At 66.1% G+C, this 14,830-nt stretch carries 12 protein-coding genes and 2 riboswitches; of the genes, 4 read left to right on the top strand and 8 right to left on the bottom strand.

All coding sequences use genetic code 11. The annotated features are described in order from the left end of the window. Window positions 1-16 precede the first annotated feature (16 nt). From DFR43_RS06670 to DFR43_RS06650, 5 genes are all read right to left on the bottom strand, one after another. Window positions 17-1,084: a threonine aldolase family protein gene (locus DFR43_RS06670; RefSeq protein WP_133596909.1), complete on the bottom strand. Its 1,068-nt coding sequence runs from the start codon at window positions 1,082-1,084 to the stop codon at window positions 17-19. 15 nt (window positions 1,085-1,099) lie between these two features. After that, window positions 1,100-4,045: an aminomethyl-transferring glycine dehydrogenase gene (gene gcvP, locus DFR43_RS06665; RefSeq protein ID WP_133596908.1), complete on the bottom strand. Its 2,946-nt coding sequence runs from the start codon at window positions 4,043-4,045 to the stop codon at window positions 1,100-1,102. Window positions 4,046-4,078: 33 nt separating this feature from the next. Next, window positions 4,079-4,444, bottom strand: a complete 366-nt coding sequence (gene gcvH / locus DFR43_RS06660; protein WP_133596906.1) for a glycine cleavage system protein GcvH — start codon at window positions 4,442-4,444, stop codon at window positions 4,079-4,081. A 50-nt stretch (window positions 4,445-4,494) separates the two neighbouring features. After that, window positions 4,495-5,622, bottom strand: a complete 1,128-nt coding sequence (gene gcvT / locus DFR43_RS06655; RefSeq protein ID WP_133596904.1) for a glycine cleavage system aminomethyltransferase GcvT — start codon at window positions 5,620-5,622, stop codon at window positions 4,495-4,497. An 80-nt stretch (window positions 5,623-5,702) separates the two neighbouring features. Beyond that, window positions 5,703-5,807: riboswitch (glycine riboswitch) on the bottom strand. Between the two features lie 34 nt (window positions 5,808-5,841). Then, a riboswitch (glycine riboswitch) is annotated at window positions 5,842-5,957 on the bottom strand. Between the two features lie 6 nt (window positions 5,958-5,963). Continuing rightward, a complete protein-coding gene (locus DFR43_RS06650; RefSeq protein WP_133596902.1) occupies window positions 5,964-7,661 on the bottom strand; it encodes an electron transfer flavoprotein-ubiquinone oxidoreductase in 1,698 nt (565 codons plus the stop codon). Window positions 7,662-7,840: 179 nt separating this feature from the next. On the opposite strand from DFR43_RS06650, the gene DFR43_RS06645 reads away from it, so the two are divergent. Then, on the top strand, window positions 7,841-8,260 hold the full coding sequence (locus DFR43_RS06645) for an acyl-CoA thioesterase (RefSeq protein ID WP_133597055.1): 420 nt from the start codon (window positions 7,841-7,843) through the stop codon (window positions 8,258-8,260). Here DFR43_RS06645 and DFR43_RS06640 read toward each other — a convergent pair whose 3' ends face one another. From DFR43_RS06640 to hemH, 3 genes are read right to left on the bottom strand one after another with little or no spacing between them, the layout of a single operon-like run. Continuing rightward, on the bottom strand, window positions 8,261-8,893 hold the full coding sequence (locus DFR43_RS06640; RefSeq protein WP_133596900.1) for a peroxidase-related enzyme: 633 nt from the start codon (window positions 8,891-8,893) through the stop codon (window positions 8,261-8,263). Next, window positions 8,890-9,339, bottom strand: coding sequence for an RNA-binding S4 domain-containing protein (locus DFR43_RS06635; RefSeq protein ID WP_133596898.1), 450 nt, complete (start codon window positions 9,337-9,339; stop codon window positions 8,890-8,892). Before DFR43_RS06635 ends, DFR43_RS06640 begins: the two co-directional genes overlap by 4 nt. An 18-nt stretch (window positions 9,340-9,357) precedes the next feature. Further along, entirely contained in the window at window positions 9,358-10,449 is a 1,092-nt protein-coding gene (hemH, locus tag DFR43_RS06630; protein ID WP_133596896.1) for a ferrochelatase, read from the bottom strand. Between hemH and DFR43_RS06625 the strand changes: the two genes are divergently transcribed. The 3 genes from DFR43_RS06625 (at window position 10,448) to DFR43_RS06615 (ending at window position 14,830) form a co-directional block, all read left to right on the top strand. After that, the gene (locus DFR43_RS06625; RefSeq protein ID WP_245988854.1) at window positions 10,448-11,179 is read left to right on the top strand and encodes an HAD family hydrolase; all 732 of its coding nucleotides are present in this window, start codon (window positions 10,448-10,450) and stop codon (window positions 11,177-11,179) included. The genes hemH and DFR43_RS06625 overlap by 2 nt on opposite strands. 154 nt (window positions 11,180-11,333) lie before the next feature. Further along, window positions 11,334-12,968, top strand: a complete 1,635-nt coding sequence (locus DFR43_RS06620) for a BCCT family transporter (RefSeq protein ID WP_133596894.1) — start codon at window positions 11,334-11,336, stop codon at window positions 12,966-12,968. Continuing rightward, window positions 12,968-14,830: a DUF294 nucleotidyltransferase-like domain-containing protein gene (locus DFR43_RS06615; RefSeq protein WP_133596892.1), complete on the top strand. Its 1,863-nt coding sequence runs from the start codon at window positions 12,968-12,970 to the stop codon at window positions 14,828-14,830. The genes DFR43_RS06620 and DFR43_RS06615 overlap by 1 nt, the downstream gene beginning before the upstream one ends.

The raw sequence follows: 14,830 nt of genomic DNA, 5'->3' as shown, positions 1-14,830 counted from the left end.
AGGCAGGTCGGCAGGGTCAGCCGCCGTGGGCGGCGCGCACGTCGGCGGCGAAGGCGTCCACGGCTTCAGGGGTGGTGTCCCAGGCGCACATGAAGCGGCACCCGCCGCCGGCGATGAACTGGTAGAACTTCCAGCCCTTGGCATAAAGCGCTTCGATGGCCTGGGGCTGCAACTGGGCAAACACCGAGTTGGCCTGCGGGGCGTGCAGCACGCGCAGGCCCGGCACATCGCGCAAAGCCCCATACAGGCGCTGCGCCATGGCGTTGGCGTGTCGGGCGTTGCGCAGCCAGACATCGTTTTCCAGCAAGCCGACCCAGGGGGCGGAGATAAATCGCATCTTGGAAGCCAGTTGGCCGGCCTGTTTCACCCGGTAGGCGAAATCTTCGGACAGCGCCCGGTCGAAAAAGACCACCGCTTCGCCGATGGGCAGGCCGTTTTTCGTGCCACCGAAGCACAGCACATCGACCCCGGCTCGCCAGGTGATCTCGCTCGGATGGCAGCCCAGATGGGCCACGGCATTGGCAAACCGGGCGCCATCCATATGCACCTTGAGCTTGCGCCGTTTGGCGATGGCCGCGATGGCCCGCACTTCCTCCACGCTGTAGACGGTGCCCAGTTCCGTGGCCTGGGTGATGCTGACGACCTTAGGCTTGGGATAGTGGATATCGCTGCGCTTGGTGACGAGCTGCTCGACCGCATCGGGCGTGAGCTTGCCCAACCGCGCCGCGGGGCTGTCGGCCTCGGTGATGAGCAGCTTGGAGCCGTTGGAGAAGAACTCCGGGCCGCCGCATTCGTCGGTTTCGATGTGCGCCACCGGGGTGCAGATGACCGAGTGGTAGCTCTGGCACATGGCCGCCAGCGCCAGGGAGTTGGCGGCCGTGCCGTTGAACACGAAATAGACGTCGCAATCGGTCTGGAACAGCTCGCGTATGGCGTCGGTGGAACGTTGGGTCCAGATGTCTTCCCCGTACCCTGGCTGATGGCCGCTGGCATTGGCCTGCATGAACCAGTGCGTGGCCTCCGGGCACATGCCGGCGTAGTTGTCGCTGGCAAATTGCTGGGTGGGCGGGGTCGGCACGGTCATGAAGGTTCTCCAGGGTCAGGCGTGAGCCGGGTGGCCGTCGGGTTCCCCGACCGGCACGCAACTGCAAAACAGATGGCGGTCGCCATAGACGTTGTCGATGCGACCCACCGACGGCCAGTACTTGGTGTTGACCGCCTGGTGGGTGGCGGCGGCAGCCACTTCGCGGCTGTAGGGGTGGGGCCAGTCGGCCTGCAGGACGCTGGCCGCTGTGTGCGGAGCGTTCTTCAGGGGGTTGTCGTCCCGCGGCCAAGTCCCGTTTTCGACCAGGCGGATTTCTTCCCGGATGGCGATCATCGCGTCGATGAAACGATCCAGTTCCTCCAGCGTCTCGCTCTCGGTGGGCTCGACCATGAGTGTGTTGGCCACAGGGAAGGACAGGGTGGGGGCATGGAAGCCGTAGTCCATCAAGCGCTTGGCCACGTCTTCGGCCATGACGCCGCAGCTGTCTTTGAAGTGGCGCAGATCCAGAATGCATTCGTGCGCCACATGGCCGTTGGCGCTCGCGTACAGGGTGGGGTAGTGGTCTTTGAGTCGGGCGCTGATGTAGTTGGCGCTGAGGATGGCGGTTTCGGTGGCGCGTTGCAGTCCCTCGGCGCCCATCATGCGGATGTACATCCAGGAAATGGGCAAGACGGCGGCATTGCCAAACGGGGCGGCCGACACCGCGCCCACGGCCGCATCGCGCGGAGCCGCGCCCAGGGCCGCGCCCTGGGCTTGCGCCGTGGCGTGGCCGGGCAGGAAGGGCACCAGATCCTCGACCACGCACACCGGCCCAACGCCCGGTCCGCCGCCCCCGTGGGGGATGCAGAAGGTCTTGTGCAGGTTCAGGTGACTCACGTCGCCACCGAACTCACCCGGGGCTGCCACGCCCACCAGCGCGTTCATGTTGGCGCCATCCACATACACCCGGCCACCATGGCGGTGCACGAGGGCGCACAGGTCTTTGACCGTGGTCTCAAACACGCCATGCGTGCTGGGGTAGGTGATCATGACCGCGGCCAGTCGATCGCTGTATTGCTCGCATTTGGCTTGCAAATCGGCCATGTCCACGTTGCCCCGCTCGTCGCAGCGGGTCACCACCACCTGCATGCCCACCATTTGGGCGCTGGCAGGGTTGGTGCCATGGGCCGATTGGGGGATCAGGCAGACGTTGCGGTGGCCTTCGCCGCGCGAAGCGTGCCAGGCCTGGATGGCCAGCAGCCCGGCGTACTCGCCTTGGGAGCCGGCATTGGGCTGCAAGCTGATGCCCGCATAGCCCGTGGCCTCGCACAGCCAGGCGCGCAGTTGACGGTCCAGCTCGGCATAGCCGGCCAACTGCTCGGCGGGGGCAAAGGGGTGGACTTGCGCGAATTCCGGCCAGGTGATGGGGATCATCTCGCTGGTGGCGTTGAGCTTCATGGTGCAGGAGCCCAGCGGGATCATGCTGCGGTCCAGCGCGAGGTCTTTGTCGGACAGGCTGCGGATGTAGCGCAGCATGCCGGTTTCGCTGTGGTGGGTGTTGAACACCGGATGGGTCAGGAAGTCGCTGTCGCGGCGCAGCTCGGCCGGGATCAGCGGCTCCACCCCTTTTTCAAACGCTGCCATCGAGGGCAGGCTTTGCCCGTCCTGGGCGAATACCTCCCAGAGCAGAGAGATGTCGGCGCGCGTGGTGGTTTCGTCCAGCGCGATGCCGATGCCGTCTGCCCCCAGCGGGCGCAGATTGACGCGGCGCTGGCGGGCCCGTTCGAGGATGGCCTGGGCCTGGGCCGGTCCAGCGGCGCGCACGGTCAGGGTGTCGAATGCCGTTTCGGCCGCCAGCGTCCAACCCAGTTGCCGCAGCCCAGCCGCCAGGATGGCGGTGTAGGCCGCCACCCGCTGGGCGATGCGCTTGAGGCCTTGCGGGCCGTGATACACCGCGTACATGCTGGCCACCACGGCCGGTAGTACCTGAGCGGTGCAGATGTTGGAGGTGGCCTTTTCGCGCCGAATGTGCTGCTCGCGGGTTTGCAGCGCCAGCCGGTAAGCCGGTTGGCCGTGGGCATCCACGCTCACGCCCACCAGGCGGCCGGGCAAGGAGCGCTTGTATTCATCGCGGCAGGCCATGAAGGCCGCATGCGGGCCGCCCGCGCCCATTGGCATGCCAAAGCGCTGGGTGGTGCCGACCACGATGTCGGCGCCCCACTCGCCCGGCGGCGTCAGCAGAGTCAGGGCCAGCAAATCGGTGGCCACGATGAAGGCGGCCTGTCGCGCGTGCACGGTCGGCACGTCCTGGCGCAGATCGCGGATGAGCCCGTTGGTGCTGGGGTACTGGGCCAGCACGGCAAAGTAGTCGTCGCGGGCCAAGGCGGCTTGCCAGTCCTCGGGGCTGTGGGTGACCTTCACCACCAGGCCGAGCGGCTTGGCCCGGGTCTGCACCACTTCGAGGGTTTGCGGGTGGCAGTCGCCAGCCACCACGATGACGTTGCCTGGCGCCTTGACCGATCGCTTGGCCAGCGTCATGGCTTCGGCAGCGGCGGTGGCCTCATCCAGCATCGAGGCGTTGGCGATGGCCATGCCCGTCAGGTCGGTCACCATGGTCTGGAAATTGACCAGCGCTTCCATGCGCCCCTGCGAAATTTCGGCCTGGTAGGGCGTGTAAGCGGTGTACCACGCCGGGTTTTCCAGGATGTTGCGCAGAATGACCGCTGGCGTATGGGTGCCGTAGTAGCCCTGCCCGATGAAGCTCTTGAACACCTGGTTGCGCGAGGCCATCGCCTTGAGTTCGGCCAGGGCCGCGGCTTCCGTGATGGCCGTTGGCAGCCGCATGGGCTGCGCGCGGGCGATGCTGCGCGGCACGATGGACTCGATCAAGGCGCGGCGCGAGGCTTCGCCAATGACCGACAGCATGTGCTGCTCGTCGGCTGGGGTGATGCCGATGTGGCGGGCCACGAACTCGTGGGCGTGCTCCAAATCGGCCAGGGGGCGGGCAGTGGGCATGAGCATGGCGGGCTCCAGGGCAGGGCGTGGGGGCGGGCTTTACTGGGTCAAGGCGCCGTAGGCGGTCTCATCCAGCAGCGCATCGAGTTCGGCAGGCTGGCTCAACTTGACCTTGAAGAACCAGCCCGCGCCCAACGGATCGCTGTTGGCCAGGGCCGGATCGTTGCGCAGCGCTTCATTGACCTCGACCACTTCGCCACTGACCGGCATGTACACATCGGCCGCGGCCTTGACCGACTCCACCACGCCAGCCACATCCTTCTGGTTCATGGCCTTGCCCACTTCGGGCAGTTCGACGAATACCACATCGCCCAGCGCGTCTTGCGCATGGTGGGTGATGCCGACAGTGGCGATGTCGCCATCGACGCGGACCCATTCGTGGTCAGGGGTGTACTTCAGGTTCATGAGACGGGCTCCAAGACAATGAAACAAACGGTGCGATGCCCAGCGCGGCATCAGCCGCGGTGGTAGCGGGGGGGCACGAAGGGCAGGGCGACGACTTCCATCGGCACCGCCTTGCCGCGGACCAGCGCCTGCACGGACGTGCCCAGTGCAGCATAACGGGTTTGCACGTAGCCCATGGCAATCGGCTGGTTGACGCTGGGCCCCAGCAGGCCGCTGGTCACGGTGCCAATGGGCTGCCCGCTGTCGTCGATCAGCGCGGTGTGTTCGCGCACGGGCACGCGTTCCTTGGCCATCAGGCCCACGCGCTTGCGTGTGACCGGCAGTTGCCCGTCCAACTGGTCCAGCACCCGTTCGGCGCCCGGGAAGCCGCCGGCGCGCTCGCCACCGCGGCGGCGTACTTTCTGGATCGCCCAGGTCAAGGCGGCTTCGACCGGGGTGGTGGTGGTGTCGATGTCGTTGCCGTAGAGGCACAAGCCGGCCTCCAGACGCAAGGAATTGCGGGCGCCCAGGCCAATGGGACGCACCTCGGGTTGCGCCAGCAGCGCGCGTGCCAAGGCTTCGGCATGGGTGGCGGGCACGGAAATTTCGAAGCCGTCTTCGCCGGTGTAGCCGCTGCGGGTGATGTAGAGTTCTGCGCCTTGCCAGCTGGCGGCCATGCCGGTCATGAACACCAACTGCTCGACCCCGGGCACCAGGCGCTGCAACGCGGAGACGGCCTGCGGGCCCTGGAGGGCCAACAGCGCCTGTTCGGGCATGGGCAGAACCTGGCAGCGCTGCCCGATGCGCGCCTGAATGTGGGCAATGTCTTGCGCCTTGCAGGCGCCGTTGACCACCACGAACAAGTCCTGCCCGCGGTTGACGAACATCAGGTCGTCCAGAATGCCGCCGTCGTCATTGAGCAGCAGGCCGTAGCGTTGCTTGTGCAGGCCCAGGCCCAGCACGTCCACGGGCATCAAGGTCTCGAAAGCGGCTGCGGCGTCTGGGCCCACCAGACGCAACTGGCCCATGTGCGAGACGTCGAACAGGCCGGCGGCGGCGCGGGTGTGTTGATGCTCGGCCATCAGGCCGCTGGGGTATTGCACCGGCATGGTGTAGCCGGCGAAAGGCACCATGCGGGCACCGAGTTCCTGGTGCAGCGCATGCAGCGGGGTGGTCAGTAAAGCGGCGGTATCGGACATGGCTCAGACAAATCGAGGCAGCAGCCCATCCCAGGGCGACAACCGCAGCGTGCCTGTGCCATGCACGGCCCGCATGCAGCAACTGCCCGCCTGTCCGCTTTACCTGAGAGATTCGCCCCGGCGATGCGGCGCTTGCTCCTTCGGTGGACCGCCTCGCCGGGCGGCCTCTCTCCAGGGGGTGACGATGGGTCTGCGCACGCGCAAAGTGCGGCGCCAACCCGACGTTTGCCAGTCCTTTTGCCTGAGCGTTCAGGGCGCCCAGATGGGGTCTGGGTTGGCCTCCTGCGCCTTCGGCGGCCCCGACCTGGGTCAGGGCTCTCTCCTGGCTGGACGAAATTGTCTCACATCCCGGCGTAGTTGGGCCCGCCACCGCCTTCCGGCGTGACCCAGACGATGTTCTGGGTCGGGTCCTTGATGTCGCAGGTCTTGCAATGCACGCAGTTTTGCGCGTTGATGACCAACTGGTCGGCCCCGTCCTTATGGATGAACTCGTACACCCCCGCAGGGCAGTAGCGGCTTTCCGGCCCGGCAAAGCGGGCCAGGTTCACCTGCACCGGCACCGCCGCGTCTTTGAGCGTGAGGTGTGCGGGCTGGTTTTCTTCGTGATTGGTGTTGGACAGAAAGACGCTGGAGAGGCGGTCGAACGTCAGCTTGCCATCGGGCTTGGGGTAGCTGATGGGGGGGCATTCGGCCGCGGGGCGCAGGAATGTGTGATCGGCCGCCGTGCGATGGATGGTCCACGGCGGACGCTTCATGCCCAGCTTGGGCAGCAGCCAGTGTTCGACTCCGGTCATCAAGGCCCCCACGGTGTTGCCTTTCTTGAACCAGCTCTTGAAATTGCGCGCGGCATCCAATTCTTGGTACAGCCAGCTTTGCTCGAAGGCGGCCGGGTAAGCGCTGAGCTCGTCGCCCGCGCGGCCGGCTTGCAGGGCATCGAAGGCGGCTTCGGCGCACAGCATGCCGCTTTTGATGGCGGCATGGCTGCCCTTGATGCGGGCGGCATTCAGGTAGCCCGCGTCACACCCGACCAGCGCCCCGCCAGGGAACACGGTCTTGGGCAGGCTCAGCAGGCCGCCAGCGGCAATGGCCCGGGCCCCGTAGCCGATGCGCTTGCCGCCCTCGATGTGGGCGCGGATGGCCGGATGGGTTTTCCAGCGCTGCATCTCCTCGAACGGGCTGAGCCAGGGGTTGCTGTAGTCCAGTCCCACCACGAAGCCGAGGGTGACCTTGTTGCCCTCCAGGTGGTAGAGGAAGCCGCCGCCGTAGGTGGCGTTGTCCAGCGGCCAGCCGGCGGTGTGCACCACCAAGCCGGGCTTGGCCCGGTCAGCCGGGATTTCCCACAGCTCTTTGATGCCGATGCCGTAAGTCTGCGGGTCTTTGCCTTCGTCCAGCTTGAAGCGGGCGATCAGTTCCTTGCCCAGGTGTCCGCGCGCGCCTTCGGCGAACACGGTGTACTTGGCGTGCAGCTCCATGCCCAATTGAAAGGCGTCGGTGGGCTGCCCGTCTTTGCCCAGGCCCATGTGGCCCGTGGCCACGCCTTTGACCGCGCCTTTGAGCGGGCCGTCGTCGTGGTAGAGCACTTCGGCGGCGGTGAAGCCGGGAAAGATCTCCACGCCCAGCGCTTCGGCCTGCTCGCCGAGCCATTTGGTGACGGCGCCCAGGCTGATGACGTAGCAGCCTTCGTTATGGAAGTTGTTGGGAATGAGCCAGTCGGGGGTGCGGGTGGCGCCGCCTTCTTTGAGGAAAAGCACGTCATCCCCGGTCACGGGCTGGTTCAGCGGGGCGCCGCGTGTTTTCCAGTCGGGGAACAGTTCGGTGATGGCCCGCGGATCCATCACGGCGCCCGACAGGATGTGCGCCCCGGGTTCGGAGCCTTTTTCGAGCACGCACACGCTGACTTCGACGCCTTTTTCGCTGGCCAACTGCTTCAGGCGGATGGCCGTGGACAGGCCGGCCGGGCCGCCGCCGACGATGACCACGTCGTATTCCATGGCCTCGCGCGGGCCGAACTGTTCGAGGAGGGGGGAGGGTGTTTTCATGGTGTTGTCTCGCTCGCGTGATGGAAGGCCGAAAGCCCAAGCTTACGCTAAGCTGTCGTGCTCGCGACGCATTGTAGAGGGCCAGGAGGCACAATCCTTGTCCGCGGCACGACATTCCCGTGGCTTTGCGGCCGCTTGTCGGTGCGGGCGACTCGCTTCAGACCTTGGCAGGAGACCGGATGCGCATTGACGTTCCAGAAGACAAAAAATGGGTTCATACCATGACGATCCCAATCCGCTGGGGCGACATGGATGCCATGGGCCATGTGAACAACACGCTGTATTTCCGCTACATGGAAATCGCGCGGCTGCAGTGGATGTTTGAAGCCGCGCTGCCTGCCAACCCGCATGGCGAGGGGCCGGTGATCGTCAATGCGTTTTGCAATTTCATCCGGCAGTTGGAGTATCCGGGTGAGGTGCTGGTGCGCACCTACGTCGGCGCGGTGGGGCGCACGTCTTTCGACAGCTACCACGTCATGAGCCGCGCCGACGACCCGCAAACCGTCTATGCCAATGGCGGGGCAACCGTTGTCTGGGTGGATTTCCCGAACCAAAAGTCGGTGCCACTGCCCGAGCGCTTGCGGGCGCTTGTGGCCTGATCAGGTTTTGCTCTTGGGCACGCGGCCCATGAGGTAGAACTCCGGGTTGGGCTGCATGCCGGCGAACGAGGCCATGCGGTTGCTCAGCCCGAAGAAGGCGGTGATGGCGGCGATGTCCCAGGCGTCCTCGTCGCTGAAGCCGTGGGCGTGGAGAGCGGCAAAGTCCGCTTCGTCGATCTCGTGCGAGCGCAGGCAGACCTTCATCGCAAAGTCCAGCATGGCGCGCTGGCGCGGGGTGATGTCGGCCTTGCGGTAGTTGACGGCCACCTGGTCGGCGATCAGGGGCTTTTTCTCGTAGATGCGCAAGATGGCGCCGTGCGCCACCACGCAATACAGGCACTGGTTGGCCGCGCTGGTGGCGGTGACGATCATCTCCCGCTCCCCTTTGCTCAGGCCGCTTTCGCGCCCGACGGTTTCTGGGGCCATGAGCGCGTCGTGGTAAGCGAAAAAGGCGCGCCATTCCGCTGGCCGGCGCGCAAACGCCAGAAAGACGTTGGGAATGAAACCGGCTTTTTCCTGAACTTCCAGGATGCGGGCGCGAATGTCTTCGGGCAGGGTGTTGAGGTCGGGGAAGGGATAGCGGGATGTGTTCAAGAGAGGTCTCCTCTGCGGGGTTGGCGTGGGGATGCTCATTCGTCGAGCGACGCGCTCCAGCGGTCGTTCCAGCGCTGGCGGCTGGCGCCGCCGCGAAAGTCATCGAGTTGGCGCCGGTCGCGCTTGGTGGGGCGCCCTTGATCGATGGCGTGGGCCGGCTCGGGGGCCAGGCGGCGCCATTCGGCGGCGCGCTCGCGCGCTTCGATGGAGGCGGCCGTTTCCTCGTACAGCAGCGCGGCTTGTGGCGCCGGCCCGCGCACCGCGCTCAGGGCTTTGACCACCACGGTGCGTGTGGCATAGCCGCTTTTGAACTCGATTTCATCGCCAGGCTTGGGCTCTCGGGAAGCCTTGGCCACCTGGCCGTTGATCCGAACCCGGCCCTTGTCGATTTCCTCGGCGGCCAGGCTGCGGGTCTTGAAAAAGCGTGCCGCCCACAGCCATTTGTCGAGGCGGACGCGTTCAGGCGATGGAGGAGGGCTGCTCATGCGCGCCATGGTGCACGTTCAGACGGTGGCTCCCATGGCCAGGGCCCGCTCACGGGTTCGCTGGCCCGCATCGGCGTCGGGCGGCGTGCGGGTGGGCCAGCCGGCCAGGTGCCGCTCGCACAGGTCGGCCAGCGCGCGCATGCCTTCGGCGCTGTCGTTGAGGCAGGGGATGTAGTGGAACACCTTGCCACCTGCGTCCAGAAAGGCTTGGCGGGCTTCTTGGTCGATTTCCTCCAGTGTCTCGATGCAGTCGCTGCTGAAGCCGGGGCAGATCACGTCCACCCGTTCCACGCCCTGCCGTGCCAGGGCGATCAGGCTGGGCTCGGTGTAGGGCTCCAGCCATTTGGCCCGGCCAAAGCGGGACTGGAAGGTGACCAGGTATTGCGCTTTTTCGAGGCCCAGGGCCTCGGCAAGCAGACGCCCGGTTTTGTGGCATTCGCAGTGGTAGGGGTCGCCCAGGTGCAGGGTGCGTTCGGGCATGCCATGAAAGCTCATGACCAGCCGGTCGGGGCGGCCGTGGGTGCTCCAGTGCTTGAGCACCGCGGTTTTGAGCGCCTCGATGTATCCGGGGTCGTCGTGGTAGTGGTTGATGAAGCGGAACTCGGGCAGGGTGCGGGTTTTCTGGCCCCACTGGAACACCATGTCGTACACGCTGGCGGTGGTGGCGGCGCAGTATTGCGGATAAGCGGGCAGCACGAGAATGCGTGTGCAGCCGGCGGCTTTCAGCGCGTCGAGCTGATCGGCGATGGCGGGCTGGCCGTAGCGCATGGCATAGCGCACCTCGACGGCGTGGCCGCGTTCGCCCAGGTAGCCCCGCAGCAGCACGGCTTGCTTGGCCGTCCAGACTTTGAGGGGGGAGCCTTCGGGCCTCCAGATGCTGGCGTATTTGGCCGCAGAGGCTTTGGGGCGCCTGCGCAGGATGAAGCCGTGCAGGATCAGCCACCAGAGGGCTTTGGGGATTTCGACCACCCGGGGGTCGGAAAGAAATTGCCCCAGGTAGCGCCGCAAAGCGGCTGGCGTGGGGGCTTCCGGGGTGCCCAGATTGCACAGCAAAATCCCCGTGCGCTGGGGCTGGCCATGGGTGTGAGGGGGTTCTTTCGCAAACGCCATGAGCTATTCTCGCTTACCTATGTGGAACCTGTCGCGCATACGGGCCATTGCCCTGGATTTGGACGACACGCTGTGGCCGGTCTGGCCCACCATCGAGCGTGCCGAGGGCGTTTTGCAGCACTGGCTGAGCGAGCATGCCCCGGCCACGGCCGCCTGGCTGAGCGACCCGCAGCGTCGCCGCGCCGTGCGTGAGCAGGTGCATGCCGAGTTCCCGCATCTGGCCCATGACCTGACTTTCTTGCGTCGGGAGTCGATCCGTCGCGCTTTGGCCGCCGCCGGCGACGCCACCGAGCTGGCCGAGCCGGCATTCGAGGTGTTTTTCGCGGCGCGGCAGCAGGTGGCGCTGTATCCCGATGCGCTGCCTGCCTTGCAACGGCTCAGCCGCCGCTTCCCGGTGGTGTCGCTGTCCAACGGCAATGCCGATTTGCGCCGCATCGGGCTGGATGCGCATTTCGTCGGGACGGTCAGCGCCCGCGAAGCTGGGTGCAAAAAGCCGGACCCGCGCATTTTTCACCGGGCCGCGGCCGTGGCCGGCGTGCCGCCCGAGGCCGTGGTCCACGTGGGCGATGACTTCGAACTGGACGTGCTCGGCGCGCTGGGGGCGGGCATGCAGGCGGTGTGGGTGGCCCGCCAACCGGCCGCTCCGATGCCGGCAGCTCATGCCGCCGCGGTGCCCGTCTGCGCCGACTTGACCGAGCTCTGCAAGACCCTCGGCATTCCCCTGGATTGACGTTGCCGTTACACTGAATGCCATGCTGGTGCGCCGTTCGCGCGATTCATCACCGGCATGCACGCATTACAAGAACCCCCAGGTCACCCGGGGCCCCGGTCCGTCAGGGCCGCTGGCTCCGCTTCCGTGGCCTGACTGATTGCAGGAGGTTTCCATGTCATCACCCCCTCACGACCCCATGCGCCCAGACGGCGAGGTCAATCCCATCCATACCGATTACAAGGTCGGTCAGGACAACATCGTGGTCAAGGTCGGCCCCTTCGGGTTGGATATCCACAACCGGGTGTTTGCCGTCTCGGGCTTGGCCGTCATCGCTTTCGTGGCATTGACGCTGCTGTTTCAGGCGTCGGCCGAGCCGCTGTTTGCCGGCCTGCGCGGCTGGCTGACTTCCCGCCTGGACTGGTTTTTCCTGCTCGCGGGCAATGTGTTCGTGCTGGTGTGCCTGGGCGTGGCACTCTCTCCCCTGGGGCGGGTGCGCCTGGGAGGCACCGAGGCCAAGCCCGACTACAGCTATCTCGGCTGGTTTTCGATGTTGTTTGCCGCCGGGATGGGCATTGGGCTGATGTTTTATGGCGTCTCGGAGCCGCTGTCGCACTTTGGCAGCGCTTTGGCAGGCACGGCGGCCGAAGGCGGGGCGCGTACCGACTGGGCGCCCCTCAGCGGCGCGGCGGACGACCCCGTGGCCGCCCAGCGGCTGGCCATGGCGGCCACGATTTACCACTGGGGGCTGCATCCTTGGGCGATCTATGCCATTTTGGCGCTGGGGCTGGCGCTGTTTTCGTTCAACAAGGGGTTGCCGCTGACGATACGCTCCGTGTTTTATCCCTTGCTGGGTGAACGGGTGTGGGGTTGGCCCGGCCATGTGATCGACATCCTGGCGGTGCTGGCGACGATGTTCGGCCTGGCCACGTCGCTGGGGCTGGGGGCGGCGCAAGCGGCGGCCGGGCTGAACCATCTGTTTGGCGTGCCACTGGGTGAGACGACGCAGGTGCTGCTGGTCATCGGCATCACGGCGGTGGCGTTGGTGTCGGTGCTCGCCGGCCTGGACGCGGGGGTCAAGCGCCTGTCAGAGATCAATATGGTGCTGGCGCTGTTGTTGGTGCTGTTCGTCATCGTGGTGGGGCCGACGCTGGCCATCGTGACGGGCGTGTTGGGCAATCTGGCGGCCTATCTGCAGTACTTGCCGGCGCTGGCCAACCCGTTTGGGCGGGAAGATGCCAATTTCGCCCAAGGGTGGACCGCCTTCTACTGGGCCTGGTGGATCTCCTGGTCGCCGTTCGTGGGCATGTTCATTGCCCGCGTCTCGCGCGGCCGTTCGGTGCGGGAATTCATCTTTTCGGTGCTCATCGTGCCGTCGTTGGCTTGTGTGTTGTGGATGACCGTCTTTGGTGGCACGGCAATCAGCCAACTCGTCAACGATGGCTATGAGGCGGTGGCCAGCGCCGATCTGCCTTTGCAACTGTTCCTGATGTTGCAGGCGCTGCCTCTGGCGCAAATCACCTCGTTCCTGGCCATCGTGCTGGTGGTGGTGTTTTTCGTCACGTCCTCGGATTCCGGTTCGCTGGTGATCGACGTGATTTCCGCCGGCGGCAAGATCAATGCGCCCACGCCGCAGCGCGTGTTCTGGTGCACCTTTGAGGGGCTGGTGGCCATTGCCCTGATTTTGGGCGGTGGGCTGGTGGCGCTGCAGGCCATGGCCGTCTCCACGGGCTTTCCGTTTGCCGTGGTGCTGCTCGTCGCGGCACTGGCGGTGGTCAAAGGACTGGCTTCCGAACCCCGGCCGCGCTGATGGAAGACGAGCGCCACGAGATCGTCGGCTTCCTGCGGCAGCATGCGCCGTTCAGGGAATTGGACGAGGCCACGCTCGAACGCATTGCCGCGGCCATCGATGTGCGTTACTGCAAGGCCGGCACGCAGATCGTCGCGTTCGGGCAGGATGCGCTGTACTGGCACATCGTGCGCAGCGGCGTGGTGGAGGTGTTTCGCCGCGATGGCACGCTCTACAACCGCCTGACCGAAGGCGGCTATTTCGGCGAGTTCGGGCTGCTGCATCGCAAGAAGGTGCGGTTCCCGGCGCGGGCCAAGGAAGACACCCTGTTGTATCTGCTGCCCGAGCCGGTGTTCACCGAATTGTTCGAAAACCACGAGGCGTTTGCCGATCACGTGGAGATCGAAGACCGCACCCGGCTCCAAAAAGTGGTGGCGCGGCAGGAAGCGGACAATCCGCTGCTGTCGGCCAACGTGGACCGACTGCTCCAGCGCGAGCCGGTCTGCCTGGCCGACGGTGCCAGCGCCCAAGAGGCCGCGCGCCACATGACCGAGGCCGGCGTCTCATCCCTGCTGCTGGTGACGCACAGCGGCGACGATCCGGCGCCCGCCCTCAGCGGTATCCTGACGGATCGCGATTTGCGCACCCGGCTGTTGGCCCGGGGGCTGCCGTTGGACACGCCGGTGGCCCAGATCGCCACCCGGGACGTGGTCACCATCGAAGCGGGGCGCCCCGTCTTCGAGGCCATGGGGCTGATGCTGCGCCACAACGTGCACCATTTGCCCGTGCTGCGGCAGGGCAGGCCGGTGGGGGTGCTGGCTTTGTCCGACATCATCCGGCACGAGTCGCACCACAGCCTGTTCGTCGTTGGCCGCATTGGCCGCGCCCAGTCGGTGGACGAGCTGGCCGCCCTGGTGCCCGAGGTGCAGGCCGGGTTTGTCCGCATGGTGGGCGAGGGGATGGGGGCGCGCATCGTCACTGGCACGCTGTCGGCGATTGGCCGGGCCTTCAAGCAGCGGCTGCTGGAGTTGGCCGAGCAGCGGCTCGGGCCGCCACCCGTGCCCTATTGCTTGTTGGCCCTGGGCTCGATGGCGCGGCAAGAGCAGGGGTGGGTGACCGATCAGGACAACGCCCTGATGCTGGATGACCGCTTTGATCCGCAGCGCCACGACGCGTATTTCGCGCAATTGGCCCAAGACGTCAGCGACGGTTTGGCCCGCTGCGGCTACCCTTATTGCAGCGGCGGCATCATGGCCACGACGCCCCGCTGGCGCCAGCCCTTGCGTCAGTGGCAGCGGTATTTTCAGGACTGGATCGAGCAGCCGACCCCCGAGGGCTTGTTGCACAGCAGCATTTTTTTCGACCTGGACGGCGTGCATGGCCGCACCGTCTGGGTGGAGGGCATACGCCGACGGGTAGCGCGCATGGCCCGCGAGCACCCACGCTTTTTGGCCAGCATGGCCCGCAATGCCTTGCAGCGCACGCCGCCTTTGGGGTTTTTCAAAGATTTCGTGCTGGAGCCCGATGGCCGTCACACTGCGGCCATCAACCTGAAGCGGCGCGGCACGGCGCCCCTGACCGACCTGATCCGCGTGCATGCGCTGGCCGCTGGCTCGGGGGCGGTCAATTCCCACGAGCGGCTCGACGACGTGATCCGGGCTGGCATCCTGCCGCCAGGTCGGGGGGAGGATTTGCGCAACGCGCTCGAATTTTTGCTCGATGTGCGCTTGCGCAATCAGGCCGATGACGTGCGCGCCGGCCGCGAGCCGGGCAACAGCATCGAACCCGACCGGCTTTCGGAGTTCGAGCGCAAAAGCCTGCGTGATGCCTTCACCGTGCTCAGCCGCGCCCAGGACTACCTCAAATACCGTTACGGAGCCTGA

Source organism: Tepidicella xavieri (assembly GCF_004363315.1).
GTDB lineage: Bacteria > Pseudomonadota > Gammaproteobacteria > Burkholderiales > Burkholderiaceae_C > Tepidicella > Tepidicella xavieri.
Note: the sequence above shows the minus strand (reverse complement) of the source record. Positions and strands in the feature narration are given on the sequence as shown.

What these genes read in the sequence shown, in the direction of transcription:
- DFR43_RS06670 (WP_133596909.1), bottom strand. Translation starts at nt 1,084, where the DNA reads ATGACCGTGCCGACCCCGCCCACCCAGCAATTTGCCAGCGACAACTAC.
- gcvP (WP_133596908.1), bottom strand. Translation starts at nt 4,045, where the DNA reads ATGCTCATGCCCACTGCCCGCCCCCTGGCCGATTTGGAGCACGCCCAC.
- gcvH (WP_133596906.1), bottom strand. Translation starts at nt 4,444, where the DNA reads ATGAACCTGAAGTACACCCCTGACCACGAATGGGTCCGCGTCGATGGC.
- gcvT (WP_133596904.1), bottom strand. Translation starts at nt 5,622, where the DNA reads ATGTCCGATACCGCCGCTTTACTGACCACCCCGCTGCATGCGCTGCAC.
- DFR43_RS06650 (WP_133596902.1), bottom strand. Translation starts at nt 7,661, where the DNA reads ATGAAAACACCCTCCCCCCTCCTCGAACAGTTCGGCCCGCGCGAGGCC.
- DFR43_RS06645 (WP_133597055.1), top strand. Translation starts at nt 7,841, where the DNA reads ATGCGCATTGACGTTCCAGAAGACAAAAAATGGGTTCATACCATGACG.
- DFR43_RS06640 (WP_133596900.1), bottom strand. Translation starts at nt 8,893, where the DNA reads ATGAGCATCCCCACGCCAACCCCGCAGAGGAGACCTCTCTTGAACACA.
- DFR43_RS06635 (WP_133596898.1), bottom strand. Translation starts at nt 9,339, where the DNA reads ATGAGCAGCCCTCCTCCATCGCCTGAACGCGTCCGCCTCGACAAATGG.
- DFR43_RS06625 (WP_245988854.1), top strand. Translation starts at nt 10,448, where the DNA reads ATGAGCTATTCTCGCTTACCTATGTGGAACCTGTCGCGCATACGGGCC.
- hemH (WP_133596896.1), bottom strand. Translation starts at nt 10,449, where the DNA reads ATGGCGTTTGCGAAAGAACCCCCTCACACCCATGGCCAGCCCCAGCGC.
- DFR43_RS06620 (WP_133596894.1), top strand. Translation starts at nt 11,334, where the DNA reads ATGTCATCACCCCCTCACGACCCCATGCGCCCAGACGGCGAGGTCAAT.
- DFR43_RS06615 (WP_133596892.1), top strand. Translation starts at nt 12,968, where the DNA reads ATGGAAGACGAGCGCCACGAGATCGTCGGCTTCCTGCGGCAGCATGCG.